Origin of the sequence: Prevotella sp. P3-122 (genome assembly GCF_002251365.1) — a bacterium.
In the GTDB taxonomy this organism is placed as follows: Bacteria; Bacteroidota; Bacteroidia; order Bacteroidales; family Bacteroidaceae; genus Prevotella.
This window is the reverse complement of record NZ_NPJH01000082.1, coordinates 41,367-68,198: the sequence shown is the minus strand read 5'-3', so window position 1 is coordinate 68,198 and position 26,832 is coordinate 41,367. Positions and strand designations below refer to the sequence as shown.

Sequence of the window (26,832 nt, the reverse complement as noted above, 5' to 3'; positions counted from 1 at the left end):
TTATTGATTAATTTTGCAAACCAAAAGAGAAATGCCCTTCCTTACAGGCCCAACCATTTGTTGTAAAGAGGGTGTGTAACTCTTTAGCATGAGGGAAACAAAAAGAAACAATAGTTGTATTATGATTTTTATGAGTATTACGAAAAAAATGATGCTGGCCTTGCTGCTGGCAACGCCCCTACACATGGATGCGCAGACAATAGACGCTTCGTTGTTTGGGGTGGGTTACAAAGAGGCCTTGACGGCCGTAGAGAAAGAGTTTGGCAAACCTAATGCCACAACGGAAGGAAACCTGTATTACAGCAAAACTCTGTATGAGGGACTGGTATGGGACGAGGTGTTTTTCTTGTTCGATGACGGCAAGCTCAGCGAGGTTCGCATGTACAAACGCCAAAGCCGTAAGGCCAATGCCGTTCAGAGCGTGAAGGCCGTTGCCAGGGTAATGGGTGACAAGCATGCAATGACACGTGATTTGGAGGATGATGGCACGCCGTTCTATAAGGGAGGAAAGTCGCCATTAGATGTTGGACACTTGTTTACCATATATGCTTCCCCGTACAAGGGCGCATGGTCTACGCAGCTCCGATTCGGACCATTTGCTTTCCGCAAACAGTAGCACTTGCGCCATACAACGGTGTATTGCCGCGTGGAGAATTTAACGAGAATAAGAGATAAATGCGAATTATTGTAAAGTTTTTAAATCAGAAGGGCAGATTGTCTTTTGCCCGGACATTGGCATGGAGATGGAGGGGGCAGATGGCTTCTGCCTTTATTCTCCTCATGGCATGTATGGCAGACCTCCCATTGTGGGCTGACGGTATACGTGATGTGTGGCAGACGGTTCCCGACAGCATCGTACCTGCCATTGACAGGGTGCGCCGCCTTGAGATGCTCGACCTTGTGGACTACAAGGTGAAGGCAGAGGTGAAGAACATGCTTGGCAGCAATAGCGTCATGGACACTCTGACAGCTGATTACCTACATATCACCATATCTGCATCGAGTGAGATGGCAATTTCATTGCTGCCGTGCGGGGATAGCGATAGCGTGATTTGCGTATTAAGAACATACATGGGACCTGAGCCTGACAGCGAGATAAATTTTTATACCCCCTGCTGGCAGCCGCTCGATGCTGCTGCCTACCTGCCTTTCCACAGCCTCTCAGAGTCGTGGCAGCAACTTGTTGTGCGCCCCGACACGATAAGTCCTGAACGCTATGGCGAGCTGATGACGCTGGTGAGGGTACCCCTTGTGGGCGCGGTGATGTCCTGCGATGGACGACATATAGACCTAAGCCTGTCTTTACCGATGCAGGGCATTGACGACCGTCCGGCAATGGCTGCCATAGCCTCTTGCAGACGCTTGACTTGGAACGGGCAACGCTTCGTTTGGTAGCCTGATGGCATAAAGCAGCATTGTTTTAGGAAAAAATCACTCCATATGGCTTGCCCGTCTTGATTTTTTTATTATCTTTGCAATCACATTTAATATTATTGCACAGATGTTGAAATTTCGTTTGGCCTTAATGAACTTCTTGGAGTTCGCTGTATGGGGAGCCTATCTGACTTCCATGGGCACATACCTTGTCAATATCGGTATGGTACAGCAAATAGGACTGTTCTATGCCATGCAGGGTATAGTTTCTATCTTCATGCCCGCCATTATGGGTATCATTGCCGACCGCTGGGTTCCGGCACAGAGACTTCTTGGCCTGTGCCACCTTGTTGCGGGCCTGTTTATGTTCAGTGCTGCATACTATGCCAACAGTGCTGGAGCATCCACAGACTTTGCGGTGCTCTTCAGCCTCTACTCCCTAAGCGTGGCTTTCTACATGCCCACACTGGCTCTGAGCAATTCCGTGGCATACAGTGCCCTGACAAATGCCGGGCTTGACACGGTGAAGGCGTTCCCGCCCATCAGGGTATTCGGAACGATAGGCTTTATATGCACTATGTGGGCTGTCGACCTTATGGGCTTCCAGGCCAGCCACTATCAGTTTGTCACCTCCGGTATTGTTGGCATAGTTCTGTTTCTCTACACTTTCTCCCTTCCCAGCTGTGCCGTAAGCAATGACAATTCTAAGAAGAGTATTGTTGACGCTTTCGGGCTTAGGGCTTTCACCCTGTTCAGACAGAAGAAGATGGCTATATTCTTCATCTTCTCAATGATGCTTGGAGTAAGTCTTCAGATTACGAACGGTTTTGCCAATCCCTTCATAACGAGCTTCAAGGCTATTCCTGAGTATGCCGACACATTCGGCGTGCAGCATGCCAACATCCTTATATCACTGTCACAGATGAGCGAGACGCTCTGCATATTGCTGATACCATTCTTCATGAAGCGTTTCGGCATCAAGAACGTCATGCTCATAGCCATGTTTGCATGGGTGCTAAGGTTTGCACTCTTCGGATTGGGCAATCCCGGCAGCGGCGTATGGATGTTCGTACTATCTATGATAGTCTATGGTGTGGCTTTCGATTTCTTCAATATTTCCGGCTCGCTATTTGTTGACAATACTACAGACCACAAGCTTCGGTCGAGTGCTCAGGGACTGTTCATGCTCATGACAAATGGTATCGGTGCCACTATAGGCACGCTGGCCGCACAGGCTATCGTCAATGCGCATACCGTTGACGGCGTTACCGACTGGCAGCCATGCTGGTTTATCTTTGCTGCTTACGCACTGGTGGTAGGCGTGGCCTTTGCCCTGTGTTTCAGACCAAAGTCGGTTTGAGGAACTGTGAGATATGGCTATGAGAGTGGTTAGCTTGCACTTCCAGAAGGTATCGACTATTGTCGGCAACGACGAGATAGGACTGCTTACACTCGTCACAGACGATGGAACAAGGCAGATTAACATCACAGGAGACAATCAGACGCTCTTCCAGTTCTCGCTACGTCTGTCAGGTGTCAAGGATGCGACCAAGCTGTTGCCCGAGGTGCTGCTACGATTGCTTCTACGCCATAGTGACGAGAACTATGAGGTGAGGATTACTGGCATCACAGACGGCTGCTATGATGTGGAGCTGAGGGAGGTGACTACTGGCTCTGTCTTCCCTATGTACGGCTGCGAGGCCATCCTGCTGTCATACATTAGCAAAGGGCAGATACCTATATATATGGACTTCGACCTCTTCATGTGCCAAAGCATGCCAGTGGAGAAAGGGAGCAACTTGGCCGTGCCGCTCAATACCCTTGACTGCAAGCTGCTGCAAGTGGAGCTCGACAAGGCCATCGAGACTGAGAATTACGAATTGGCATCGCTATTACGCGATGAGATAAATAGAAGAACAAAATGAAAGAAACCAGGTTTTTCTTCGTGCCGAATGCGGCCAACGAGACTGAGATGCCTATGGACGAGGCCATGCACGCCCTTAGGGTGCTCAGACTCAAGAGCGGTGATGAGATGTTTCTCATGGACGGCGATGGTACTTTCTACAGAGCCGAGGTAACCATCGCGGCGACTAAGCATTGTATGTACGAAATCAAGGAAGCGTTACCGCAACAGAAAGGATGGACGGGATACATACACCTTGCCATGGCACCGACGAAGATGATGGACAGGGTGGAGTGGCTCGTTGAAAAAGCGACGGAGATAGGGTTCGACGAGATGAGTTTCCTTAACTGCAAGTTTTCAGAACGCAAGTCCATGCGCACTGTGAGGTTGGACAAGATTGCTGTGGCGGCTGTAAAACAGAGTCGGAAACCATGGAAACCCCAGCTAAACTCCTTTATCAACTTCAAGGAATTTGTCAGCCAGCCACGCGAGGGCAGAAAGTACATAGCACATTGTTATGAGGAGATTGAGAGAATAGACCTTTTCAGCGACCTGCAGAACATGCCCAAGGACGAGAAAGTGACTATTCTCGTGGGACCCGAAGGAGACTTCTCGTTTGATGAGGTACAGTTGGCCATTAGCAAGGGGTATCAGTCAATAACGCTTGGCAACAGCCGTCTGCGCACCGAGACTGCAGGACTGTTGGCTGTGACAATGGCGCAGTTGGCCTTGCGCAAGGAATAAGAGATGTATATGGATAACGATAAATGTACTGGCTGTTATGAATAATTTTGTTAAAACGCTGCTGCACTGCCTCTCTCTTGTGGGGGTTGCAGTACTTGCAGCATGCTCCAATAAAGACTATATCAACACTATTCCGTCTGAGAGCACAGCCCTGATTTCTGTAGATCTTGCAAAGATGACTGGCGTCAACAACAACTTTGTACTGAAGACATTGTTCAAAGTCTCCAGCTATGGCGATTGCGGTGTTGATGTCTCTCGTAAGATTTATTTTTTTGAGTGTGCCGATGGCAACATGGGATTATGTGCCAGTGTAGACAATGCCAGCAACCTTCGCTCCTCACTGGCCAAGGCGGGATGCGAGGTTGTCAGCAAGCGCGGTTATGATTTTGCAATGGTTAACGGCTCGTGGCTCGTGGGCTTCTCCGATGATGCGCTGCTTGTCATGGGACCTGTTACTGCCGCTGCCGCGCCAGAGCTTCAGAACCGGATGGCACGGTATCTGTCGCAGAGTGAGGATAACGGCATTGCTGCAACGCCATTGTTTGCAAAGCTCGACTCTCTATCCTCGCCAATGGCCATGGTAGCACAGGCACATGCCTTGCCCGACCAGTTCGTCACGCCCTTCATGCTTGGTGTTCCCAAGGATGCTGATGCCTCACAAGTGATGATAGCTGCTGAGATGAGTGTTAAGTCAGGAGTGATGTTTGTAGATGGCTCCACCTTCTCTTTCAACAGGAAAATAGACAAGGCCATCAGGGAGGCGCATACCGTATATCGTCCCATTGCCGGACGCTATCTCTCCGCCATGCCGTCGGATGCCGTTATGGGTTTGTTTGTCAATGTAGACGGTAACAAATTCATAGAACTTATGCGCTCCAACCGCAGCTTGCAGGCCATGCTTGCCGGAATAAATGCTGCTATCGACATGGACAACATCATAAAAAGTGTCGATGGTGATATGGCCGTTATTACTCCGAAATATCTCGACGACCGTCTGTCAATGTCGATGGCTGCCGAGCTGGCTCATGCAGGATGGCTCTCGGATGTTGACTACTGGAAGCAGAGCGTGCCGCAGGGAGGAAGGATTATCGACTGGAAGGAGAACGCATATAAGTATACCGATGGAAAGACTACGTTCTGCTTTGGAGTGTCAGCAGACAAGCAGTTCTATAGTGGCAGTAGCCCAGAGGACGCAATGGCGTTGCTCGGACAGTCGGAAACACCCATATCAAAAGCTTTGCAACAGAAGGTGAAAGGTCAGAAAATGGCGCTTGTCATCAATATCGGTGCACTCACGGGGGGCAACGCCTCTGCTGTAGCGTCTGTGCTCTCGCCCGTGTTCGGAAACTTCAAAACCATTGTTTACACTCAGAAATAATGGAGACTATACAATTCAAGTCCGTCCTGCCGGAAGTATTTTCAAAATGTCCGGACATCCACTCAGAGGTGTGGAGGCAGGAACTTATATTCAGTAAGAATACCCTGACGCTCGTCGAGGCGGCAAGCGGTAAGGGAAAGAGTACTTTTTGCAGCTATATTCTTGGTTACCGACATGACTATAGCGGTCAGATATTTTTCGACGGCAGTGATATTAGGCAATTCAGCACCCGCGATTGGACCATGGTGCGCACATCGCAGGTTAGCATGCTCTTCCAGGAACTGCGGCTCTTCCCTGAGCTTACTGCCTTGGAGAATGTTCTGATAAAGAACCGCCTGACAGACTATAAGAGTAAGGAGGAGATTCTGCGTTGGTTCGACCGTCTGGGCATAGCTGACAAGTGCAACGTTAGGGTGGGGCAGATGTCGTTCGGGCAGCAGCAGCGTGTAGCCCTTATGCGTGCTCTCGCACAGCCCTTCGACTTCATCGTTGCTGACGAGCCGATAAGCCATCTCGATGATGACAATTCCGCAGTCATGGCCCAGCTGATGATGGAAGAGGCACACAGGCAGGGAGCAGGAGTGATAGTGACAAGCATCGGCAAGCACATGCAGCTCGAGTACGATAGGGTTTTGAGGTTATGAGGTGATGTCCATTGAACCTCCTAAATATAATAATGTAATGTTAGTTTGGAAATTACTTAGACAGCATATTAGTGTCCCACAGTTTGTGGGTTTCTTTTTTGCCAACCTTTGCGGCATGCTGATAGTAATGCTGGGGTATCAGTTCTACAGCGATGTCGTACCAGTGTTTACGGCTGAAGACAGCTTCATGAAGGCCGACTATATCATCATGAGCAAGAAAGTAGGGGCTGCCGACCTTATGGGAAGCCGTGAGAATACGTTCAGCAATGCCGATGTAGATGATATTGCCAGGCAGCAGTTTGCCACTTCCGTAGGGGTGTTCACATCGACGGAATACAAGGTGGATGCCCGAATGAGCGTCAACGGACTTAGCGTGCTCAATTCGGAGTTGTTCTTTGAGAGCGTGCCGGATGAGTTTGTCGACGTACCGCTAAACAGCTGGAAATACAAGCCTGGTGACAACACCATACCCATCATATTGCCACGCTCGTATATGGCGATGTATAATTTCGGCTTCGCCCAGAGCCGCTCGTTGCCCAAGCTGTCGGAGGGGCTGGTGGGAATGATTGACTTCACACTCTTCCTCAAGGGCAATGGTCACGAAGACTGTCTGCGCGGACGTGTTATTGGTTTCTCCAGCCGGCTTAACACCATTCTTGTTCCACAGTCGTTTATGGAATGGTCCAACGAAAAGTATGCCCCAGGGCAGCATTCTGAGCCTACGCGTGTCGTAATGAAGGTGGCTAACCCTGCTGACGAGAACATAGCGAAATACATCGGGCGCAAGGGGTATGACGTTGATGCCGACAAGCTCGACGCTGAGAAGACAACCTATTTCCTGCGCATGATGGTGACTATGGTGATGGCTGTGGGCATAGTGATTTCCGTACTCAGTTTCTATATCCTCATGCTGAGTATCTTCCTTCTTGTGCAGAAGAACTCTACTAAGCTTCAGAACCTGCTGCTCATCGGCTATAGCCCTGCAAGAGTTGCCCGTCCTTACCAGTTGCTCTCCATCTGGCTCAACCTTGGAGTCCTCGTCATGGCGCTGGCCCTGCTCTTTGTCGTCCGCACATATTATATGGACATCCTCATAGCGCTCTTCCCCGACATTGCCGACGGAAGCCTGTTGCCCGGATTGGCCTGCGGACTGCTGCTCACTCTCGTTGTCACAGTGTTCAACATCCTTGCCATACGTCAGAAGATAGTACGTCTGGCCTCTTAACTCTCTGCAATACTGACGGAACATAGAATTATATTATCCCTTGGCTCCAATACTGACGCCGCCACCAATATCGGCAAGGTATGCGACATACTGCGTTGCCAGCTCGGCAACGTCCGTTTCAGCCGTGTGCTGTCCACGGAGCCTATCGGTATCGGCGGCCCCTGCTTCCTCAACTGCCTGTGCCTTGCCACCACCTCGATGACGACATCGGAGGTCACGGAAATGGCCAAGAGAATAGAGGTACTTATGGGAAGCACGCATGAGGAACGTCTGGAGGGTAGGATAAAGATTGATGTCGACCTGATACTGTATGACGGCATCCGCCACCATATAGACGATTGGGAACGCCCATACCTCAAGCTCCTTATGTCTGAGATGGGTGTTCACAATATTGAGGGAAACTGTGGTGAGGGATAATCAGAAAACGGGGAAACCCGAGCGATGGTCTTTCACTGCCATGCACTCCATTTCTATGAGCCATCCCGGACGGCAAACAGGAGCCAGCAGTATGTTCTTTGGTCTGTTGGGGAAACGCTCGTCAAAGAGCTTTCTCACCGTAGCATAGTCAGCCGTGTCGCGCAGGTATACATTCATCGATGCCGTGTCAGCGTCTATGTCCATGCCTGCCTCGTCGAGCAGGGCCGATATATTCTCCCACATCCTTCCCGTCTGCTTTCTTATGTCACCGGGATATACTATCTGCCCCCTGTTGTCTATCGAGGCCGTGCCTGAAATCAGGGCATGCACCCTGTCGCCATACTCAATGGCTGTTCCACGCTCAAAGCTCACTCCGTAGTCAGACGTGCGGTTCATGTGCGATGCAGCAAACAGGTACCTTACCTGTCCGTCAGCAAGTCCCCTGACGGCATAGGTGTCCATACTGAGCAATACACCCTGCCGTCCAACCGAGCCATTGATACCCGTGCTTGCAATGAAGTGGGTGTCGTTGGTCAGTCCGTACTGGCCGAAGACGTCGTTGCGTGCCCTTACCACACCAGGATAGTTGTTGTCGATATCATGCACGAAGAGCCACGTGCGCAGGCAGTTGTCTGCCAGCGAGCATCCGTTGTCCTCCAGCACTCTGACATAATTCTCCATTGCCGTCCTCGTCTGCATGTATGGGTCGCCGTTGGCCTGTCCTGTGTCTGTGTGCCAAAGATGTGTGTAGGATCCATGCTCAACGGCGTATGTGCCATCGTGAAGTGTCCTTGCCGAGCCTTGGTCAACGAAATATATCCACAGGGCAGCCTTGGAACCGTCAAGGGGTGGCTGCTGTATAATGGACAATGGACAGTCAAGCAGCTCCAAGAGTCCCTGACGGAGCACTGCCGACTGATTGGCAGCATCGCTGACATGGCATCGGGCGAACATAGCAACTGCCGTGGAGGGCAGCAGCGATAGAAGCCCGCTCAGACCGTGACGCAGGTCTGAGACCTGATGGGCAAACGGCTTGCGCGTTCCAGTAGTGTGTATAATCGCATGCCATTCCCTGCTCGTGGCAGAGAACTCGGAAAGTTCTATTTGGGTGTCTTCTAAGATAATAGTTTCTCCGTATGTCATTAATTTATCTCTCTTTATTTATTTAACGCTCTGTTCTTCTATATATTGCATTTTACTCTATACTCATTTTTTGGTATTTTGCTGAAAATGCTTGTTTGTTCGGAAGTTTTTTTGTTATTTTGCATTGCAATATTATACGTCGTTATGAAGAATCAAAAGATGTATGAGGCCGATGACAGCCTCGTTTCGATTATCCGTGACAACTACAATATACTTCAGAGTCTTGGCTCCTTCGGTATCAGCCTCGGCTTTGGAGACAAGACCGTTAGGGAGGTGTGCGAGGAACAGGGAGTGGACTGCCAGACGTTCCTGGCCGTGGTCAACTTTACCATCAACGGCTATCGCTCTAACGATGAGGTGGAGAAACTATCTGTGCCTACATTGCTGAAATATCTCAAGGCAAGCCACGAATACTACCTTGGCTTCGAGCTGCCATTCATACGCAACGAGCTGTCTGAGGCTCTTGACGAGAACGACAGCCTGGCAAAGCTCATAATGAAGCTTTACGACGATTATGCCCACACCATCCGCAACCACATGGTATATGAGGAGAAAAACCTCTTCCCCTACGTGGAGTCGCTCATCGACGGTCACCCACTGCCCGACTACGATATAGAGACATTCTCCAAACACCACCTGCAGATAGACCAGAAACTAAAGGAGCTGAAGAACATCCTCATCAAATACCTGCCTTCAGACGGACTGCACAACAATTATCTCTCAGCTACTCTCTACGACATCTACAACTGCGAGGAGTGGCTGGCGCAGCACTCACAGGTGGAGGACTTTATCTTTGTGCCTGCAATACGAAACATGGAGCGCAAGATGAGGCAGAACGATGTCACGCAGAAGATTACCAAGATGATAAGCAAGTCGCCCGACATACAGGAGTCTCTTAGCGACAGAGAGCGCGACGTCATCGTGGCACTCGTCCAGGGTATGAGCAATAAGGAGATTGCTGACCATCTCTTCATTTCTGTCAACACCGTCATAACGCATCGCAGAAACATAGCACGAAAACTGCAGATACACTCGCCCGCAGGGCTCACCATCTATGCCATTGTCAACAATCTTGTTGATATTTCAAGCGTCAAATTATGATATCTCACATATTATTGCTAACTTTGTGGCCAATTATCTGCCATAATGATGAACTCCCACAGACCAACCGTCGCTATTGTTGACCAGAATATACTTTCGGCCATGGGGTTGCGACATATTTTGCAGGAGGTGATGCCAATAATGGATGTTGTCTCCTTTGGCTCGTTTGCCGAACTTCAGGCAAACCACCCCGATAGCTATGTCCACTATTTCGTAAACATGAGCGTGGTGCTCGAGAACAGGGCGTTCTTCACCGAACGGCATAACAAGACCATTGTGCTGTCTCCATCGCTCGACCATGCGCAGCTTGCTGATTTCCACACCATTTGTACCAATGTCGCTGAGGAGCAGCTCGTAAGGGCGGTTCTTGCTCTGGAGCAGCATGCGCACGGACGTGGCCAGCACCTACCGGAGATGCCACATAACGCACAAGCCAATATCCTCAGCAGCCGCGAGATAGAGGTTCTGTCGCTGATAGCCAAGGGACTGATGAACAAGGAAATTGCCGACAGACTGAACATCGCTCTCACCACCGTCATCAGCCACAGGAAGAATATTCAGGAGAAACTCGGTGTAAAGACTGTATCCGCCCTCACCATCTATGCTGTAATGCACGGGCTCGTGGATATCAACAGGATTTGAGTATCTTGCTTCGCCCCCCCCTTGCAGGGCATGGTAAGTAGGTATTCTTCCTCTTCTCTTGCTTCGAGTGTAAGGTTATCTATTGTTGTCTTATTGTATAGGGTGTCCAGTTTGTTGTACCCAAAATGGGACTGTTCCTGATTTACTCTGACTACTTGTTCGCAGAAAATACATTGACCAGCACGCGCTGTAAGCGCAGAAGCACACAGCCCAGGGTAGAGCGCAGCGACACCCTGGGTGTAAGGTGGCATTGTCCATGCGCGCTGTAAGCGCAAAAGCGTAGATAATAGCAGGACAAATAACACTTTTGTCCTTTCTTTGCTACTGATTTTTGCACATCAAACTGTACACCCTAGTTCATTGACCATTAAACTCCAGTTCTTTCTCAATCTCTTCAATCGTAGGCAAACTGCCACGGAAGTCTTTCGGCAGGGCTTGCCCCAATTCGTAGTCGGATATGCCGATTGGCTTCTGAATATCACGCAAGGCATATTCAGCCTTAATACGGTCTTTGCTCTTGCAAAGCAATAACCCGATAGTTCGATTATCTCCCTCACGGCAAAGAATATCGTCTACGGCTGAACAATAGAAGTTCAGTTTGCCGATATATTCCGGCATAAACTCCGTGTCTTTCAACTCTATCACCAGATAGCGATGCAGAAAAGCATTGTACATCAGTATATCTATATAGTAATCATCGCCCGATACCTCTATGTGATACTGCCTACCCATGAAAGCGAATCCGGCTCCCATTTCCAAAAGAAATTTTTCTACATGCTTCACTAAACCGATTTCCACATCACGCTCATTATATTGGTCGGTAAAAGTCAGCATATCGAATATATACGGGTCTTTGAGCATGGCTTTCACATCATTTGCTTCCGGTACGGGCAGGGTTTCAGTGAAGTTGTTTGCCAACGCTCCATGTTTGCCGTAGTCATCAAGTTTGATAGCTTCTTGCAGATAGCGTTTTGACCAATGGGAAGTGATACTCTGCACCATATACCAATAACGTGCGCGAATGTCCTTGACCTGCTGTAAAAGTATGAGGTTATGCGCCCATGATAAATGTTTTATGGGAAGTGCGAAATTGTATTGACCTAATTGCGCAACCACTGGTTGCGTAATTGGAAAAACTCCCCCTTTCACCATCGTAAGTTCCTGATTATATTCGTTAAAGAACTGTATCATGCACTGCATATTGCGTACAGAAAAGCCCTTTATCTCGGAATAATCATTCTTCAGATCCGCAGCCAACCGTTGCAAGGTTTTCTTGCCTCAACCGTCAGCATCTTGGCTTTGCTGTAACATTTCGCCAACGTCCCAATACATCCGAAGCATTTCTTCGTTAGCGGCATAAATTACTCGTTGCTGGGCAAGCAGTACCCGTTGTTTGATTTTGCAAAGCAATGCCGCATAACCTCGAAAATTATCCGTCAAGTTATCAACCACTTGTATATTTGTGTTCTTAACCATACTTTTCTTTAATTCGTTTACAAAGTTACTATTATTTCTCGGTTGTGCGTCAAATTCTTACGATTCGCCCTGCTGCCGCATTGGTCAGATGACGGGCGCAAGCAGATGGGCAAACCATCCACGGAACCGTTGCCATGGGGTGCGAAATGATTTCCAGTTGTCTGGGGTTAGCAGGAAGCTGTCGTTCTTCTCCTTGTCGAAGAGGTCGTTGAGCTGTTTTGTCGTTGGCTTGTCTATGATTACGGCGTTGGCCTCGTAGTCCCAGCTGAGGCTGCGCGCGTTGAGATTGGCGCTGCCAACGGTGCAGAATTTCCCGTCGACCATGATAATCTTGGTATGGTGGAATCCCGGTGTGTAGAGCCAGATGTCGCATCCCTTCTTCATCAGCTTGTGGGCATTATAGAAACCGCAGTCGGGGGTGAGCGGAATGTCGCTCTTTGTTGACAACATGATTTCCACTTTTACGCCGCGGCGTACTGCAGCGGCAAGCTTGCGCTTAAGCTTGCGGTTCAGCGTGAAATAGGGGTTGATAATTCTTATGCTGTCTTTGGCTGCGTCTATGGCAGTGTAGTAGAATTCCCTGATAATCTCGTTTGATGTGCGGGGCTCGCGGTTTATGATGCCGACGGTCTTATGGTAGGCCGTGGTGGTAGTGTCCTGCTTGAGTTCCTGAAAATGTCCGCTGGGCCTAAACGACCTGTAGTACTCTGGGCCATGTATGTTCTGCCTTGTCACCATGTTCCATGTTTTCAGGAAGATGCTCTGTAGGGTGTGTACGGCCTCTCCCTCGATGCGGCAGTGCATGTCATGCCATGAGCCTACGACCTCGGTGCCGTTTATGTAGTAGTCGGCGACATTCATGCCGCCCGTATATCCGATTTCTCCGTCGATGACCACAATCTTGCGATGGTCGCGGGAGAATACATGGTTGATCCATGGGAAGCGCAAGGGATCGAACTCGTATATCTCTATGCCGCGCCTGCGCAGCTCTGTGATATGGCTCTTCTTTAGCGGACGGTTGTTGCTGGAGTTTCCGAAGGCGTCGAAGAGTGCCCGTACCTTTACTCCCTCGGTAACTTTCTGGGCAAGGATGTCGAACAGCAGCGAGGCTATGGAGTCGTTGCGGAAATTGAAGTATTCCAGATGGACGGAGTGCCGTGCCTGCCTGATGGCCGTGAACATGTCATCGAATTTCTCCTGTCCGTTGGTGAGCAGGCAAACAGCATTATTATGCGAGAATGTGACTCCACATTCCCGCATCCTGCCGTAGAGAATGCTGTCGCTCGACTGTCCATGTGTGGCTATCGGGAGCGCAAGCAGTATATATATAATAATGTGTCTCAAATCATGCAACTGTAATGGTCGACGATGCCAACGAGGTGCTGGTTGGTGTCGACGACAAGAACCGTGTGAATTTTATATTTGTGCATTATGCGCAATATTTCCGTTATCTTGGTGGTGGGAAGTACAGTCTTTGGCGTGCGGGTCATGATGTCTGACACCGTGCGGTCGAAGAACTGTGCCTGCCAACGTTCCATGGCGCGCCGGATGTCGCCGTCTGTTATGAGTCCTGTTACTGTGTTGTCGGGAGACAATGATACTCCCAGGCCGAGTTTGCCCTTTGACACATGGATGATGGCCTCGCCAAGGTGCATGTCCTCGGGTATTATCGGCATGTCATCGGAGCGCATCACGTCAGCAGCAGTGGTAAGCAACCGCTTTCCCAGCTCTCCTCCGGGATGGAACTGTGCGAAGTCGCGTGGCTTGAATTTCCTTACCTGCATCAGTGCTATGGCTATTGCGTCTCCCATGGCAAGGGCTGCCGTAGTGGAGCTGGTCGGGGCCAGGTTCAGAGGACATGCCTCCTTTGTGACGCGGCATTTCAGATGTATGTCTGAATATTTTGCAAGCAGGGAGTGCTCATTGCCTGTCATGGCGATTAATGGTACGTGCATGTGTCTGACCATCGGAATGAAGCGCAGCAGCTCGTCTGTCTGTCCGCTATTGCTCAGTGCGAGCACCACGTCGTCGGATGTCATTACGCCAAGGTCGCCGTGAAAAATGTCGAGTGGGTTGACATAGAATGCGGGGGTGCCTGTCGAGGACAGTGTTGCTGCTATCTTCGCGCCTATATGTCCGCTCTTGCCTACACCGGTGATGATGATCTTGCCATGGCAGTTGAACATCATGCTTACGGCGGCATCGAAGTTGTCGTCTATCTGCGGAATTAGCTCCAGAAGGGCTTCGGCCTCATCGCGTATGCACTGTATGGCATATTGGCGGACGTTTTCTTTTACTGGATTGTCGTTTGTCATTTACTGTAGCAGTTTGATTATAAGGTTTTCGAGCTGGTCCAATTCGAGCATGTTAGCTGCGTCTGACAGCCCGGAGTCTGGTGTTGGGTGAACCTCGAAGAAATAGCCCGTGGCACCGAACGCCTTGGCTGCCAACGCCATGGAAGGTACGAACTTACGGTCGCCGACGGTCTTGCCGTTGCCTGCCGATGGTCGTTGTACGCTGTGTGTGCAGTCCATGATGACCATGGGTACTATCTCCTTCATGTCTGCGATGTTTCTGAAGTCTACAACTAAGTTGTTGTAGCCGAAACAGTTGCCGCGTTCAGTGAGCCATACCTCTTTGGCACCGCTCTCAAGTGCTTTCTCTACTGGGTAACGCATGTCATTGCCACTGAGGAACTGTGCCTTTTTGATATTGACTATGGCTCCTGTGTGTGCGGCTGCCACAAGCAGGTCGGTCTGGCGGCAAAGGAATGCAGGTATCTGTAGGATGTCGCACACCTGTCCAGCCGCCTTGGCCTGCCAGCTCTCGTGGATGTCGGTGGTGACGCGCAGGCCGTACCTGTCTCTGATGTCGGCGAGCATCTGCAATCCCTTCTCCAATCCCGGACCGCGGAACGAGTGGATGCTTGTGCGGTTGGCCTTGTCGAACGAAGCCTTGAAGATGATGTCTGTGCCATGTGTGTGGTTGATGTCCACAAGGCGTGCTGCCACGGTATCGAGCAGTTCTGCCGACTCTATGACGCATGGTCCGGCTATGAATGTCGGCTTTGGCTGGTTTTTTGCTTGTAGCATGGTTTCTCGTATGATATGAATGCAAAGTTACGGAAAATATGTCTGACAAAGAAGTTTTTAACTTATTTAAACGTCACGGGGCGTTTCTCACATTCCCTGAGGCTTGCCGTTGTTTATGGTCTTCATTGCTTCGTCCTCATCGTCGGCGAAGGTCGGGCTTCCTGCTGAGGGCGCAATGATGTGGATGTCACGTTGTGGGAATGGTATCTCTATATGGTTGTCGTTCAGGCAGTTGTATATGGTTTCCATAATCTCTCCATTAGCATAGGTTCTTGTCATAACGGGCACCCATACGAGAACCTTGAAGTCGATGGAGTCTGCGCCGAACCCCGAGAATACTACTTTGACCTCTTTTCTCCTGTCGCGGCATGTGAGCTTGGTTATAGCGCTCGTGAGCAGCTCGCGCACCTTGGCGGCATCAGTGCCGTATGCAACGCCAATTGGGATGATGGCAAGCTCGTAGCCATGGTTGCGTGTAAGGTTCTTGTAGTTTTTGGTGAAGAGCTGTGAGTTTTGGAAAGCTATTACGGATCCGTCGACGGTATTGACCATTGTTGAGGTGTAGCTGATGGAGCTTACGGTACCGCGTACGCCGTCACATTCTATGAGGTCGCCAACCTTGATGCGTCCTGTCATGAGAGATATGCCGTAATATATATTCTCGATGATGTCCTTCAAGGCAAATCCTATACCTGTGGAGAGACCACCGGAGATGACCACAAGCCATGTGTTGCTGACGTGGAAGACGGCAAGTACGGTGAGCAACCATGTTCCCCAGACAACGACCTGTATTATGTTCTTGGCCATTACGAATCGTGTGGCTGCTGTAGCATGGTCGACATTCTCGAAGTGTAGCCGTGCCAGCTCAGTAACGGTGTTGTTGACGTACTTGAACAGGAAGTACAGTACTGTTGCCAAAGTTATGGTGAAGATGCTGGCTCGGAAGCCCTTTTCGTCGATGTAGTACTTGCGGAAGATGCTCCATGTGGTGTCGCTGAGGTTGAAGACATCAGCGGCCCAGTAGATAGACACGATGATGGATGCCACGCAGAGAACGGGCAGCACAACGTCGTATACGAAATCGAAGAGCCAGCGTCCGGTGATAGCCTTGTTGGCGATTTTCTTCTTTTCGGAGTATTTCTGGAGCCATCCGCGCAGGAAGGTGATAGTAAGGATGCAGGTAAGTTGCATTACCCACCATATGAGTATCTGAACGGCCAGCAGGGTGTTGCCAATCCAGGAGAATATTGTGGACAGACCGAATACGCACAGGGAGATATAGGAGTAGTAGCGGTCTGACTTCTCTATGCCATTGCTGTAATTCTTTATCCTGTTCCATTGCCATATAATGGAAGCCAAAAGTATTGGTGGGAATACAAGGTTGACGAGGTCGTTTGGTACCAGCACTATTCGGAAGACTATGACGAGGAATCCCATAACCATAATTGGCATGTAGATCTTGAAGCCGTTGCGTGTTTGCTTGCCGTCGAGGCGCAGTATCAGTGACAGCACTATAACCTCCATGAGCCAGGTGTATTCTATGAGCAGGCCACTGGCCATGATGAGGAAGTTCTGTTCCACAATCATCCTGACAGCACCCAGTATGAGCGCAAATGTCGCAACGGACATGGCGAGGTTGATGCAGGTGAGCTTGCGCTCAAGCGTATCCCTGTAAATGGCAAGACGCTCGTATAGTGTGGCTTTGCGGATAATCCACCGAATGATGACGAAATTTATGAGCACGGCTATGAAGCCTCCGAAAATGATTATGCAGAGCAGGCCGAGCATGATGCGGCTGTCCCAGTCGGACTGCACCTTCTTCTGTGGCCTGTATTTTGACGATACCGTCTCTGTGGTCTCGCTAAGCTGGTGGCCAAGGTTGGAGAGTATCTTTAGGTAGTTGTCGCCGCGGTTGCTGAATATGCTCTGCTGTATGTCGCTATATCGTTTGTTGGCGTACGTGTTCAGGTATTTCAGCCTTTCCTCAGTCTGATTGTAAATCTTGATGTAGTCCTGCATCTGGTTGCGGTTGTCGCTGAGCGTGTGCCTGATGTTAACGGCAAGTGTAAGACAGACATTGCGGTCAATTTTCGCCCTCTCTGAGAGTCCGATTTTATTCATCATGCTAAGCTCGTTGATGAGGCTGTCGTAGCGTGATATCTCCACATCGGCAGTATTTATGTACTGACGGAAGGGACGCACGTTCTTCTGGAACTCATGATACTGTTCAGTTGCCTCGTGACAGGCGTATGTGAGGTCGAAAATGAAACCATTTTTCTGAGAGTAGAGCATTAGGGAGTTCTGCCTGCTCTTGTTCATCACAGACAGCATGGTGGTAGTCACCTGCTTCTGCTGTTCCCTCATAATTCCCGACTGTCGCTCCAGTTCGATACGGTAGCTTGTAAGCTCAAGTCGCAGAAGCGACAGCGTGTTGTCGATGTTCTTCTCTTTCAGAACCGCATATGATGGTGATGCCATCATAATGATGACATGCATCAAAAGCAATAGTTTTTTTTGCATAAGTAACAGTCTTATAGCTTGTCTTGGTGTCACGGAAATCATTTTATTCAATAATTGAATGCAAAATTAATGAATTTCGATGATATATTAGGAATTAATTCCTTATTTTTGCACACAAAAAAGAAGAAATGACAATAATAGCAGATAGCGGAAGCACTAAGACCGACTGGTGCCTGTGCGAGGAGGGTAGGGTGGTGGCCACCATACAAACTCAAGGTATTAACCCCTTTCATCAGACAGAGGAAACGATACGGCGGATTATCCATGACGAATTATGTAGTCCTGTTTTTTTCAATGCATTAATTGGCAAGGATAAAACAGAAGGCTTTTTCTATGGCAGCGGATGTACTGAGTCTAAAGCCCTGTTGCTAAGGTCGTTACTCAATGATGAGCTGGCAGCCTGTGGAGTTACATTCGAGGTTTACAACGACCTGCTGGGTGCTGCAAGGGCGCTCTTTGGCAAGACTGCGGGCATAGCCTGCATTCTCGGAACAGGTGCCAACTCGTGTCTGTATGATGGCAACGGTATAGCATCCAACACTCCGCCGCTGGGTTATATTCTTGGTGACGAGGGTAGTGGTGCGGTGCTTGGCCGTTCTTTCCTAAATGGTATTTTCAAGGGATGGCTGAGCGCAGACTTGCGTGATGAATTCCTTGCTTGGGTAAGCCTTGACTATGCTGGCGTTATCGATCGTATATACAGACAACCCATGGCCAATAGGTTTCTTGCTTCAATAGTTCCTTTTATTAGTAAATATGTAAATGAAAAGTCAGAGTTGGAAATGATGGTTGTGGAGAATTTTTGTTCTTTTTTCCGTCTTAATATCGCTCCGTACCAGAGAAAGGATTTGTCAGTAAGCTTTATCGGAGGCGTGGCCAACGCTTTTGAATTTCAGCTTCGTAAGGCCGCTGATATTGAACAATATAAGATTGGAACAATAAAGAAATCCCCTCTTGATGGTCTCATAAATTATTATTTCTAATATTGTCATTAGAATACTTTGGGCTTTTTTGTGTTCAATATGTTAATTCTACTTAAAGGATTATTGAGCTATTCAGGCTTTTTTCTATATTTGCAAACGGATAGCTAATTGTCTTTTAATAGTCAGATCTTTGTTTTTTTAGAATAGATATTCCTGCCTCTCGCCAACATGATGCCTGTTGTGGCAAGGTAATCAGATGAGGACAGGAAAAAGTCAGTTCTCTATATGCCCCAAAGTGGCTTTGGAGGGTTGGCTTGTGGAGTCTTTGCCCTATAAAGGCTCCACACTTTTTGCTTAATCCGACATTTAGAGAGATCGGCAGAAATTTCCTGGGGACTACTGTAGCCGTCAGGTGAGTCTTTCCACCATTTACTCTTATCCAGAATAGGACTGAGAATTTCCGTGCCAGTTTTGCCCATCTAAGACGCAAAGCTTTGCATCCGTTCCCGCAAAGCTTTGCATCCGCTCTCGCAAAGCTTTGCATCTGCCCACGCAAAGCTTTGCATTTGCCTACGCAAAGCATTGCATCCGTCCACGCAAAGCTTTGCATTTGCCTACGCAAAGCATTGCTTTCATTTAGGAGTCCCATCCTCTCCCGAAATACACACTCCCTCTTCAACTACAATTTATCCTCGATAATAAATCCAAAATCTGACAAAGCGAATTAATAGAACCCACCTTGAAACATTAGTTTCACTTAGTTTGAACAATAGTTTTAAGCCTCTTTGTTATCTGACATTCGGTACTCGTTGAATTAATGAGAACTTTTTTTCAATATAATTAGGGTTTATTCCAAAATTATTTGTAACTTTGCAGATGTTTAAAACAATCGGCCTTGTGCCTAAGGAAAATTTTCTAAAAACGTTATATTTTTATGTATTTCTATTTATTAGTCACCGTATTGTTGACGGCTGTCGTGCTGGTGGTTGGCGCTTACGTCATCGCCAAGCTGATTGGTCCACGCTCGTACAATCCGGTAAAGGGTCAGCCTTTTGAGTGTGGTGTACCGACCCGCGGCTCCTCATGGTTGCCAGTGAATGTCGGTTACTACCTCTTTGCCATCCTTTTCCTGGTATTCGACATCGAGACTGTGTTCCTATATCCGTGGGCAGTCGTTGTAAAGCAGTTGGGAATAGCAGCCCTTGTTAGTGTTGCATTCTTCCTGCTGGTATTAATATTTGGCCTGGCATACGCTTGGCGGAAAGGAGTGTTGGAATGGAAGTAAGAAAGCCAAAAATCAAGGCCTTTCCTTATGATGAATGGAAAGACAATGAGACGCTTGAGCAGATGGCTAATGACCTCAATGACGGAGGTGTGAACCTCGTATTGGGAAATCTTGACCAGCTAATCAACTGGGGCCGAAGCAACTCGCTCTGGTCGCTCACTTTTGCAACCTCATGCTGCGGCATCGAGTTCATGGCTGTAGGTTGCGCACGTTATGACTTCTCGCGTTTCGGATTCGAGGTAACGCGTAACTCTCCACGTCAGGCAGATCTTATCATGTGTGCTGGTACCATCACCAACAAGATGGCTCCAGCGCTGAAACGTCTCTACGACGAAATGGCCGAGCCTAAGTATGTAGTCGCAGTTGGCGGATGCGCCATCTCTGGCGGTCCTTTCAAGGGAAGCTATCATGTCGTTAAAGGCATTGATGAGATTATCCCCGTTGATGTCTACATCCCTGGCTGCCCACCGCGTCCGGAGGCCATACTCTACGGTATGATGCAGCTTCAGCGCAAGGTTAAGGTTGAGAAATTCTTCGGAGGAGCCAACCACAAGCAGGATGCCGACGAGAGACTGCTCGGCAAGAGCAACGAGGAACTCATATTCCAGGAGAAGCTCGGCATATCTGTTGAGGAGACCAAGAAGCAGAGAGCCGCATCTTATATACCTGCAGCTCCGAAACCTGCCGCACCAAAGCCTGCTGCTGCCAAGCCTGCCGCTGCTGCCCAGCCTGCTGCTCAGAAGAAGGAACCCATTGTCGTTGACAAGGCACCTACCAAGGAGGAGGTTGAGAAGCTCGGTAAGCAACTCGACAAGCTGAAGGCAGAAGAGAAGAAAACTACTGACTCTAATAATAATAAATAAGGTAGACAATGAAGTTAGAAAACATAGAATTCGGTTATGACAGCTTTGTCGAAGGTATGACAAAGTTGAAGAATGAGAAACATTTCGACTACCTTGTTACTATAGTAGGCGAGGACTTCGGAGAGGAAGGACTCGGATGTGTCTACATTCTTGAAAACACTGAGACGCACGAGCGCGTCAGTGTAAAGCAGATTGCCAAGACCGCTGGTGACGACCACGTGTTGCCGACAACAATGCATTTGTGGAAGATTAGCGAGATACTTGAACGTGAGGTCTACGACTTCTTGGGCATCAAGTTCCTGGGACACCGCGATATGCGCAGGCTGTATCTGAGGAACGACTTCAAGGGCTATCCGCTCCGCAAGAACTACAATTTTGCAGACAATGTGTATACCACAGAGGATGACGTGGAGGCAGACTATGGCTGCGAGTACTCGCTCGATGGCAATGGCAAGCTCACCGCAAAGAAGAACTTGCTCTTCGGCGAGGAGGACTTTGTTGTTAACATCGGTCCCCAGCACCCCTCTACTCACGGTGTGCTTCGCCTGCAGACTGTACTCGACGGTGAGACCATCCGCCGCATATACCCTCATCTCGGATATATTCACCGTGGTATAGAGAAGATGTGTGAGTCGTATACTTATCCACAGACTCTTGCACTCACCGATCGTATGGACTACCTCAGCGCAATGATGAACCGTCATGCACTCGTGGGTGTCATAGAGGAGGCTCTTGGTGTCGAGCTCACTGACCGCATCAAGTACGTGCGTACCATTATGGACGAGCTGCAGCGTATTGACTCGCACCTGCTCTACCTTGGATGCTGCGCACAGGACCTTGGTGCCCTTACGGCATTCCTCTACTCCATGCGCGACCGTGAGCATGTGCTCAACGTCATGGAAGAGACTACAGGCGGACGACTCATTCAGAACTACTATCGCATCGGAGGTCTTCAGGATGATATCGATCCAAACTTCGTGAAGAATGTTAAGGACCTTATCGCTTACCTTAGACCTATGGTACAGGAGTATATGGATGTGTTCGGTGACAATGTTATCACCCATAACCGTTTCGAGGGTGTGGGCACGATGGACAAGAAGAACATCATCAGCTATGGTGTCACAGGATGCTCCGGACGTGCCAGCGGATGGAACAACGATGTTCGCAAGAACCATCCGTATGCCATGTATGACAAGGTGGACTTCAAGGAGGTTACGCGCAACACCTGCGACAGCATGGGACGCTACCTCAACCGTATCGACGAGATTTACCAGAGCCTGAACATCATCGAGCAGCTAATCGACAATATTCCTGAGGGTGACTTCTTCATCAAGCAGAAGCCTATCATCAAGCTGCCTGAGGGACAGTGGTACTTCTCATGCGAAGGCTCACGTGGAGAGATTGGCGTATATCTCGACAGCCGTGGCGACAAGAGTCCTTATCGTCTGAAGTTCCGTCCTATGGGACTCAATCACGTTGCGGCCATGGACGAGATGCTTCGTGGCTCAAAGATTGCAGACCTTATTACCGTCGGTGCAGCTCTCGACTTTGTCATTCCAGACATCGACCGTTAAGCGATAACAGATTATTATAACCATTTAATAAAGAATTGAACAAATGTTTGATTTCAGTATAGTTTCTAATTGGATTGACTGCTTGTTGCGACAGACTTTGGGGCTGGGTGACTTTCTGACCATCCTGATAGAGTGCGTACTGGTGGGTCTTGGCATCCTTGTTGCCTATGCCCTCATAGCCATTGTCCTCATCTTCATGGAGCGTAAGGTCTGTGCATACTTCCAGTGCCGTATCGGCCCGGTTCGCGTAGGTCCGTGGGGTACGCTTCAAGTCTTTGCAGACGTGCTCAAGATGCTCATCAAGGAGATCTTCGCTGTCGACAAGTCTGACAAGCTGCTCTATTTCCTCGCACCGTTCTTCGTTATCGTGGCATCAGTGGGTACATTCTCCTTCCTGCCATGGAACAAGGGCATGCATGTGCTCGACTTCAATGTCGGCGTGTTCCTCATCACCGCCATCAGCACCATTGGCGTTGTTGGCGTGTTCCTTGCTGGTTGGGGCTCCAACAACAAGTACTCTGTAGTTTCCGCTATGCGTGGTGCACTGCAGATGATTTCATACGAGATGTCTCTGTGCCTCTGCCTCATTTGTGCCGTAATCATCACAGGCTCCATGCAGATGAGTGAGATAGTGGGTGCACAGACTGGACCATGGAAGTGGCTCATCGTTCAGGGACATATTCCTGCCTTGCTGGCGTTCCTGGCGTTCCTTGTGGCTGGCAATGCCGAGGCCAACCGTGGCCCGTTCGACCTTGCCGAGGCTGAGAGTGAGCTTACTGCCGGTTACCATACGGAGTACTCCGGTATGGGCTTCGGCTTCTACTATCTGGCTGAGTACCTTAATCTCTTCGTGATATCTGGTATCGCCAGCGGAGTGTTCCTTGGCGGATGGGCACCATTGAACATCGGTGTTGAGGCTTTCGACAATATCATGAATCTCATCCCCGGCTTTGTATGGTTCTTCGCAAAGACATTCTTTATAGTATGGCTCCTCATGTGGGTACGCTGGACATTCCCACGTCTGCGTGTAGACCAGATACTTGCGCTTGAGTGGAAATACATCATGCCTTTCATGCTCTGCGTGCTGGTGCTCACAACGGTATGCGTATCTTTGGGACTGACATTTTAACTATTAGTGATTTATTTCGACATAGAAATGGAAAATTTACAATCATATTTCGGTGAGGTTGGTGCTGCTATCAAGACTCTCGCTGTGGGAATGAAGACCACGCTGAAGGAATACTTCACGCCGAAGAGCACGGAGCAGTATCCCGAGAACCGCAAGACCACGCTGCATGTCGCCGCACGCCACCGCGGACGCCTTGTCTTCAAGCGTAACGACGACAACAGCTACAAGTGTACGGCCTGCACGTTGTGCGAAAAGGCTTGCCCTAACGGCACCATCAAGATTGTTGCGCACATGGAGGAAGACCCTGAGACTGGCCGCAAGAAGAAGAAACTTGATGACTATCAGTACGACCTTGGTGACTGCATGTTCTGCCAGCTGTGCGTTAATGCCTGCAACTTCGGAGCTATTGAGTTTACAAACGACTTCGAGAATGCTGTCTTCGACCGCAACAAGCTGGTATTGCACCTCGACAAGGAGGTTTACGAGGGAGGCTCGCTTCCAGGACTTCTTGACGGAGGCGCACCAATCACTATCGGTAAGTTTAACACTAAAACCAAGTAATAACAGATTATGGCAAATTTAGTAATGTTCTGCATCTTGGCTGTTATCATTCTTGGTTCAGCTGTGATGTGCGTTATGACAAAAAGCATCATGCGCGCCGCAACATTCCTGCTGTTTGTGCTCTTCGGTGTAGCGGGCATCTATTTCCTGCTCGACTATACATTCCTCGGAGCTGCGCAGATTAGTATCTATGCAGGTGGTATAACCATCATGTATATCTTTGCTATTCAACTACTTTCCAAGCGCACGCTTCAAGGAATGGTTGAACGTGTGAAAGGCTCACGCATATGGCAGGGAGCCTTCATCGCGGTAGCAGGTGCGGTGACAGTGATAACAATCTTTGTCAAGAACAATTTTATAGAGAATTACGCAAGCAATGGTGAGGTGCCAATAGAGAAAATCGGTACACAGTTGCTCTCTTCGGGTGTCGACGGCTACGTTCTCCCATTCGAGTTCATATCCCTCTTCCTCCTCGCTTGCATCATTGGTGGTACTTTAATTGGAAAGAAAGGAGATGACGAATGATTCCCGTTTGGTGTTTGCTGGTGCTTAGCGCACTGCTTTTCTTTATCGGTGTCTTCGGTTTCGTGACCCGACGCAACCTGATTGCAATGTTGATTTCTGTCGAGCTGGTACTTAATGCTGCCGACCTGAACTTTGCAATTTTCAACAGGTTCCTTTACCCTGGACAGCTTGACGGCTTCTTCTTCACCCTGTTCTCTATTGGTGTGAGTGCTGCCGAGACTGCTGTGGCCATAGCCATTATCATCAATGTCTATGAGAATTTCTTTACTGATAAAGTGGAAAATATCAATAACATGAAACTTTAAAAGACTATGGATTACAGTTATGCATTTCTGATTATTCTTCTGCCCATGCTCTCCTTCATCATTCTGGGATTGTGGGGCATGAAGATGTCACATAAGGTGGCCGGACTCATCGGTACCACATCGCTGGGTATTGTCACCATTCTGTCCTACGTGACGGCATTTGGATATTTTACTGCTGACCGTTGCGCTGACGGAGCTTATGCTACCGTTGTGCCTTTCAACTTCAACTGGATGCACTTCGGAGCATTGAACTTCGATCTCGGTATCATGCTCGACCCTATATCGGTGATGATGCTCATTGTCATCTCTACCGTGAGTCTCATGGTACACATCTACTCGTTTGGCTACATGCATGGAGAGAAGGGTTTCCAGCGCTACTACGCCTTCCTGTCGCTCTTCACAATGTCCATGCTTGGACTTGTTGTGGCAACAAACATCTTCCAGATGTATCTCTTCTGGGAGCTTGTGGGTGTTAGCTCATACCTTCTCATCGGATTCTATTATCCGCTGCATGCCGCAGTGGCCGCTTCCAAGAAGGCTTTCATCGTTACCCGTTTTGCCGACTTGTTCTTCCTCATCGGTATTCTTATCTTTGGTTTCTACACAGAGTCGTTCAGCTTCTCGTTCGTCAACAACCTGCAGCTTGCCGACGGTGCAGTGCCATTCATAGCTGCCGATGCTGCCAAGGCCGTTGCTGCTGGTGGCTTTATACTGCCTACAGCCCTTGTGCTGATGTTCATTGGTGGAGCTGGTAAGTCAGCCATGTTCCCATTGCACATTTGGCTTCCCGATGCCATGGAGGGTCCTACACCTGTCAGTGCGCTCATCCATGCCGCTACCATGGTTGTTGCCGGTGTGTTCCAGATAGCACGTCTCTTCCCTCTGTGGATAGAGTATGCTCCCGGTCAGATGAGCATCATCGTGTGGATAGGCGTATTCACCGCTTTCTATGCAGCAGCCGTTGCCTGTGCACAGAGCGACATTAAGCGTGTGCTCGCATTCTCGACAATCTCGCAGATTGCCTTTATGATGGTTGCACTTGGCGTTTGCCTGCCTGGACACCATGAGGTTATCGATGCTCATGGCTCGCTCGGCTACATGGCTTCCATGTTCCACCTGTTCACACACGCTATGTTCAAGGCTTGCCTCTTCCTTGGTGCCGGATGTATCATCCACGCAGTACACTCCAACGAGATGTCGGCTATGGGAGGCCTGCGTAAGTACATGCCTGTCACTCATATCACCTTCCTCATCTCCTGCCTTGCCATTGCCGGTATTCCTTTCTTCTCCGGTTTCAGCTCAAAGGATGAGATTATCACTGCCTGCTTCGAATACAGCCCAGTGGTAGGTTGGATTATGACTGGCGTCGCTGCCATGACGGCATTCTACATGTTCCGTCTGTATTACGGCATATTCTGGGGTACAGAGAACAAGGAGCTCCATGCACATCATACTCCGCATGAGGCACCTCTTACCATGACGGTACCTCTCATCGTACTCTGCGTCATCACAGTAGGTGTAGGTATCTATACCACTCTTGCAGGCTTCTGCGGTTGGGGTGGCAGCTTCGGTAGCTTCGTTACAGCCAACGGTCAGGACTATACCATCCACTTCGACCTACAGGTTGCTGCAACCAGCACCGTGATAGCTATCATCAGCATCTGTCTCGCCACATATATTTATAAAGGTGAGAAACAGCCTGTTGCCGACAAGATGTACAGCATGATGCCACGTCTGCACCGTGCGGCATACAAGCGCTTCTATATGGACGAGGTTTACATGTTCATCACTCACAAGTTCATCTTCCGTTGCCTCTCTACGCCAATAGCATGGTTCGACCGCCACTGCATCGACGGTACGTTCAACTTCATGGCATGGAGCACCAATGAGCTTGGAGAGACCATACGCCCATGGCAGAGCGGAGACGTACGCTCATACGCAGTATGGTTCATCACCGGTACTGTTGCCTTGACATTAATTCTGCTTTTTCTGATCTAATAAAGTATAT

Annotated in this window: 25 protein-coding genes and 1 pseudogene; 20 read left to right on the top strand and 6 right to left on the bottom strand. The window is 49.1% G+C overall.

From position 1 onward, the window contains the following. The first annotated feature begins 130 nt into the window (after positions 1 to 130). The 9 genes from CIL02_RS13540 to CIL02_RS17015 all read left to right on the top strand — a co-directional run bounded on the left by CIL02_RS13540 (position 131) and on the right by CIL02_RS17015 (position 7,685). A complete protein-coding gene (locus tag CIL02_RS13540; RefSeq protein WP_141210240.1) occupies positions 131 to 616 on the top strand; it encodes a hypothetical protein in 486 nt (161 codons plus the stop codon). 59 nt (positions 617 to 675) lie between these two features. Next, on the top strand, positions 676 to 1,395 hold the full coding sequence (locus CIL02_RS13535) for a DUF3256 family protein (protein WP_094402502.1): 720 nt from the start codon (positions 676 to 678) through the stop codon (positions 1,393 to 1,395). A 106-nt stretch (positions 1,396 to 1,501) separates the two neighbouring features. Beyond that, entirely contained in the window at positions 1,502 to 2,734 is a 1,233-nt protein-coding gene (locus CIL02_RS13530; protein ID WP_094402501.1) for an MFS transporter, read from the top strand. Between the two features lie 19 nt (positions 2,735 to 2,753). Then, positions 2,754 to 3,299 (top strand): UvrB/UvrC motif-containing protein, encoded by a 546-nt coding sequence (locus CIL02_RS13525; protein ID WP_170935102.1) that lies wholly within the window; start codon positions 2,754 to 2,756, stop codon positions 3,297 to 3,299. Next, entirely contained in the window at positions 3,296 to 4,021 is a 726-nt protein-coding gene (locus CIL02_RS13520) for a 16S rRNA (uracil(1498)-N(3))-methyltransferase (RefSeq protein ID WP_094402497.1), read from the top strand. Before CIL02_RS13525 ends, CIL02_RS13520 begins: the two co-directional genes overlap by 4 nt. A 37-nt stretch (positions 4,022 to 4,058) precedes the next feature. Beyond that, positions 4,059 to 5,399 carry a DUF4836 family protein gene (locus CIL02_RS13515; protein ID WP_094402496.1) on the top strand — a complete coding sequence of 447 codons (1,341 nt, stop codon included), beginning with the start codon at positions 4,059 to 4,061 and terminating at the stop codon, positions 5,397 to 5,399. Then, positions 5,399 to 6,043 (top strand): ATP-binding cassette domain-containing protein, encoded by a 645-nt coding sequence (locus CIL02_RS13510; protein WP_094402494.1) that lies wholly within the window; start codon positions 5,399 to 5,401, stop codon positions 6,041 to 6,043. Before CIL02_RS13515 ends, CIL02_RS13510 begins: the two co-directional genes overlap by 1 nt. Before the next feature lie 37 nt (positions 6,044 to 6,080). Next, positions 6,081 to 7,268 carry an ABC transporter permease gene (locus CIL02_RS13505; protein ID WP_371589492.1) on the top strand — a complete coding sequence of 396 codons (1,188 nt, stop codon included), beginning with the start codon at positions 6,081 to 6,083 and terminating at the stop codon, positions 7,266 to 7,268. A 9-nt stretch (positions 7,269 to 7,277) separates the two neighbouring features. Beyond that, complete coding sequence (locus CIL02_RS17015; protein ID WP_094402491.1) at positions 7,278 to 7,685, top strand: 2-amino-4-hydroxy-6-hydroxymethyldihydropteridine diphosphokinase; 408 nt, start codon at positions 7,278 to 7,280, stop codon at positions 7,683 to 7,685. Here the strand turns inward: CIL02_RS17015 and CIL02_RS13495 are convergent, their stop codons facing one another. After that, on the bottom strand, positions 7,686 to 8,828 hold the full coding sequence (locus CIL02_RS13495; protein ID WP_094402490.1) for a Rid family hydrolase: 1,143 nt from the start codon (positions 8,826 to 8,828) through the stop codon (positions 7,686 to 7,688). Between the two features lie 144 nt (positions 8,829 to 8,972). Between CIL02_RS13495 and CIL02_RS13490 the strand changes: the two genes are divergently transcribed. Together CIL02_RS13490 and CIL02_RS13485 are read left to right on the top strand one after the other, a co-directional pair. Further along, a complete protein-coding gene (locus CIL02_RS13490; protein WP_094402488.1) occupies positions 8,973 to 9,929 on the top strand; it encodes a LuxR C-terminal-related transcriptional regulator in 957 nt (318 codons plus the stop codon). 48 nt (positions 9,930 to 9,977) lie between these two features. Then, entirely contained in the window at positions 9,978 to 10,571 is a 594-nt protein-coding gene (locus CIL02_RS13485; RefSeq protein WP_094402594.1) for a response regulator transcription factor, read from the top strand. Between the two features lie 357 nt (positions 10,572 to 10,928). Here CIL02_RS13485 and CIL02_RS13480 read toward each other — a convergent pair. The 5 genes and pseudogenes from CIL02_RS13480 to CIL02_RS13460 all read right to left on the bottom strand — a co-directional run bounded on the left by CIL02_RS13480 (position 10,929) and on the right by CIL02_RS13460 (position 17,620). Beyond that, positions 10,929 to 12,047, bottom strand: a pseudogene (locus CIL02_RS13480) (YhcG family protein). Between the two features lie 84 nt (positions 12,048 to 12,131). Beyond that, positions 12,132 to 13,391, bottom strand: coding sequence for a phosphatidylserine/phosphatidylglycerophosphate/cardiolipin synthase family protein (locus CIL02_RS13475; protein ID WP_240513707.1), 1,260 nt, complete (start codon positions 13,389 to 13,391; stop codon positions 12,132 to 12,134). Continuing rightward, on the bottom strand, positions 13,388 to 14,362 hold the full coding sequence (locus CIL02_RS13470; protein WP_094402487.1) for an SIS domain-containing protein: 975 nt from the start codon (positions 14,360 to 14,362) through the stop codon (positions 13,388 to 13,390). The genes CIL02_RS13475 and CIL02_RS13470 overlap by 4 nt, the downstream gene beginning before the upstream one ends. Beyond that, positions 14,363 to 15,139 (bottom strand): 3-deoxy-8-phosphooctulonate synthase, encoded by a 777-nt coding sequence (kdsA, locus tag CIL02_RS13465; protein ID WP_094402485.1) that lies wholly within the window; start codon positions 15,137 to 15,139, stop codon positions 14,363 to 14,365. An 87-nt stretch (positions 15,140 to 15,226) separates the two neighbouring features. Next, positions 15,227 to 17,620 (bottom strand): mechanosensitive ion channel family protein, encoded by a 2,394-nt coding sequence (locus tag CIL02_RS13460; RefSeq protein WP_371589489.1) that lies wholly within the window; start codon positions 17,618 to 17,620, stop codon positions 15,227 to 15,229. Between the two features lie 167 nt (positions 17,621 to 17,787). On the opposite strand from CIL02_RS13460, the gene CIL02_RS13455 reads away from it, so the two are divergent. The 9 genes from CIL02_RS13455 (at position 17,788) to nuoL (ending at position 26,822) form a co-directional block, all read left to right on the top strand. After that, the gene (locus CIL02_RS13455) at positions 17,788 to 18,642 is read left to right on the top strand and encodes a hypothetical protein (RefSeq protein ID WP_094402482.1); all 855 of its coding nucleotides are present in this window, start codon (positions 17,788 to 17,790) and stop codon (positions 18,640 to 18,642) included. Between the two features lie 874 nt (positions 18,643 to 19,516). After that, positions 19,517 to 19,867: an NADH-quinone oxidoreductase subunit A gene (locus CIL02_RS13445; RefSeq protein ID WP_094402479.1), complete on the top strand. Its 351-nt coding sequence runs from the start codon at positions 19,517 to 19,519 to the stop codon at positions 19,865 to 19,867. Then, positions 19,858 to 20,730, top strand: coding sequence for an NADH-quinone oxidoreductase subunit B (locus tag CIL02_RS13440; RefSeq protein WP_094402478.1), 873 nt, complete (start codon positions 19,858 to 19,860; stop codon positions 20,728 to 20,730). The genes CIL02_RS13445 and CIL02_RS13440 overlap by 10 nt, the downstream gene beginning before the upstream one ends. A gap of 8 nt (positions 20,731 to 20,738) precedes the next feature. After that, entirely contained in the window at positions 20,739 to 22,304 is a 1,566-nt protein-coding gene (locus CIL02_RS13435; RefSeq protein ID WP_094402477.1) for an NADH-quinone oxidoreductase subunit C, read from the top strand. 43 nt (positions 22,305 to 22,347) lie between these two features. Further along, positions 22,348 to 23,433, top strand: coding sequence for an NADH-quinone oxidoreductase subunit NuoH (gene nuoH / locus CIL02_RS13430; RefSeq protein ID WP_094402475.1), 1,086 nt, complete (start codon positions 22,348 to 22,350; stop codon positions 23,431 to 23,433). A 27-nt stretch (positions 23,434 to 23,460) separates the two neighbouring features. Next, the gene (locus CIL02_RS13425) at positions 23,461 to 23,994 is read left to right on the top strand and encodes an NADH-quinone oxidoreductase subunit I (RefSeq protein ID WP_094402474.1); all 534 of its coding nucleotides are present in this window, start codon (positions 23,461 to 23,463) and stop codon (positions 23,992 to 23,994) included. Positions 23,995 to 24,003: 9 nt separating this feature from the next. Further along, the gene (locus CIL02_RS13420; RefSeq protein WP_094402472.1) at positions 24,004 to 24,519 is read left to right on the top strand and encodes an NADH-quinone oxidoreductase subunit J; all 516 of its coding nucleotides are present in this window, start codon (positions 24,004 to 24,006) and stop codon (positions 24,517 to 24,519) included. Continuing rightward, a complete protein-coding gene (nuoK, locus tag CIL02_RS13415; RefSeq protein ID WP_094402471.1) occupies positions 24,516 to 24,824 on the top strand; it encodes an NADH-quinone oxidoreductase subunit NuoK in 309 nt (102 codons plus the stop codon). The genes CIL02_RS13420 and nuoK overlap by 4 nt, the downstream gene beginning before the upstream one ends. Positions 24,825 to 24,830: 6 nt before the next feature. After that, positions 24,831 to 26,822 (top strand): NADH-quinone oxidoreductase subunit L, encoded by a 1,992-nt coding sequence (gene nuoL / locus CIL02_RS13410; protein WP_094402469.1) that lies wholly within the window; start codon positions 24,831 to 24,833, stop codon positions 26,820 to 26,822. Positions 26,823 to 26,832 lie beyond the last annotated feature (10 nt).